This is a genomic window from Commensalibacter sp. A3DC (genome assembly GCF_047307945.1).
Lineage (GTDB): Bacteria > Pseudomonadota > Alphaproteobacteria > Acetobacterales > Acetobacteraceae > Commensalibacter > Commensalibacter melissae.
The window spans coordinates 1-2,609 of sequence record NZ_JAXOQA010000110.1 but is presented as its reverse complement, the minus strand read 5'-3'; the positions used below and the strand labels follow the sequence as shown (position 1 = coordinate 2,609).

Below are 2,609 nucleotides of genomic sequence, written 5' to 3'. Positions count from 1 at the left end.
TAAAAAAAGCCCACCATTAAGGTGGGCATAAAATTATTATAAAAATTTAATGTATGATTTTATAAAATAAAATCATAATTAATTGATTGTCTAAAAATCTGACAAAGCGACACGTTTCCATTTATTCGATTCTACACAAACATAATGATAGTTTGAATCATCTTTTATATCTCCCGCTTTACAAGGGGCGGATGATGAAGATGGTGTTGAAAGCATAACATGCAAGTTATTTGCGGTAATATTACCAGTTGTAATAACATTGCCCACAAATTTATAATTATTACCACCATGATGATCTGTAAAATAAAATGTATTTTTCTCTAGATGGTTACCCCATGGGTCAATATTCGCATATCTGTTGTAATAAAAATTAATATCTGGATTATCTGGATTACTATCTCCTGTATTAAAACGAATTGAACCTGTCGCAGGTAAAATCATAAAAGGCGTTTGAAGATATGATACATCTATAAATGGACTACGGATATGTGCTGTTATTTCTTTGTTACCATTTAAACCGGCAACCCCATTATTTACATTTACTTGTGACTTTAATATTGCATTATCCACAATATTGTTGACAGATTTACCATGAACTGTAAGTTCATTATTTACAATCACATTACTATTCTTATCTACAATTAAGCCTAATTTCGTCTTATCTCCATGTCCGGATCCAAGAGCAATACCACCTATATAACCCAATGGATCATAAATAACTTGTCCCAATACTGAACATTTTCCATTTTGATTACATGTGGGTGAATAATTAGATTGTAATCCATTATTAGATTTTGTCATTCCTAGATGTAGTGAATTATTAGCGGGTCCATCATTAGACATAAAGGAAAATAATTGATAAGAAGAACTACTAGTTTTTGCCTGTCCCAACGCTATCATAACCTGCTCACCATTAATTGTATTCAAAGCTTTAGAAGGCCATACCCATTTATATACTCTAAACCCACCATCTGTATCAATCGGTATCCCACCATCTTCCCATTCACCATCAATCCTCAACCCTATGGGCATTTTACTGAATCCAGCTAACCACATCATATAACTACCAGCAGTCAAACGATGATTACTGCCTCCCCATGACATTGTTAATCCATGACTATTTATTGAATAATCATGATCTGAATACATCCAAAAATCCCATTGATTATCATAAGTTCGTGTAATTGAATCAGTCTTAGAAGCATCATTAGTTTGTAACATATACGTATTAAAGTTCTTGTTACTCAGCCCTAAAAATAAAGCTGGCTGGCTATAATGATGAAAATTGGAATTATGTTTCATTTTCAATGTTCTTGGATCTGTATAGCTTATTTTATAATCCAATTGATCTCCCTTATTACTTCCAGGAACACCATCTGATCCTTCATAAATGTTTGAAAACATTTTTAAGTTTTTCCACAATCCCTTACCTCCAGCACCTGGGTAATAATAAGTTTCAACATTTAACTGAGTATAGGTATGTTTTTTATCTTCACTTATATTCCCTTTTGGAGATCCAACAGATCCGGAATAATATCCATAATAGTAATTTGGCATATCTATAGCATCATTAATTGATTTTTTATCTTCTATGACAGACATACCATTCGCAATATTCGTCCAAAGAGCCATTCTCATAGAGATCATATTCATTTCCTGTTGGGAAAGCGCTGGATAAATTTCAGTTCCATTTTTATATGGTTTTATAGCATAAGCTCTCCCATCAGCAGAGTAAATTGTTATCCTCACTTGACTTAAAGCCTTTATAGATTTTTTTAATTTATAACCTCTAGCAAGTTCAACTGATATAGTATTTTTTTCAGAATCATATGGACCAGGTAATACTTTAACAGATGATACAGTTTCACCCTTATCATTTAAAAATTCAGTCCCTGTCATTTTACAACCACTGACATCAGTTATTGCGACACCACATCCGAAAATTCCGTGAATAACGAATTTTGTGCTTCCTGCTGTTACATCAGATACTATTGTGTAATCATTTCCTTGTACAGCATAATCATGATTACCATCACCCTCTTTTACTAATTTATTACCACCTATAACATCAATAGGAGAATTATTAGAAGTACGAATATCCACATTGACACCATCAGTCAATCCTGCACCTGAACGATGCCACCCTTGTGGTCCAGACATATCCGTAAATTGATAACAGGACCCTCCCAGATCTCCTCCTGAAATATTTTGACAACTAGCTTTTAAACCAACCTTAGAATCCAGTGATTGCCCACCAAGCATTAATGTATTTCTAGCAATATTTACATTATCGAAACCTGAATATCCATCATCAACAACAACCAAAGGTGCATTATTACCATTATTATAAGGTGTCTTAGGCAAATAAGTGGCATAAAGCGCTTTATTGACTTTATCTACAGCATTTTGTACAGATTTACCATTAACTAATATTGAAGAGGCCGAAATCAGCCCTGTGGCCTCTACATTGCCTACAAATTTATAATTATTACCACCATGATGATCTGTAAAATAAAATGTATTTTCCTTTAGATGGTTACCCCATGGGTCAATATTCGCATATCTGTTGTAATAAAAATTAATATCTGTATTATCTGGATTACTATCAC

1 pseudogene is annotated in these 2,609 nt (G+C 33.2%); it reads right to left on the bottom strand.

What is annotated here, in order from left to right:
- Positions 1 to 90: 90 nt before the first annotated feature.
- Positions 91 to 2,609, bottom strand: a pseudogene (locus U0839_RS08660) (hypothetical protein); the annotation flags it as partial.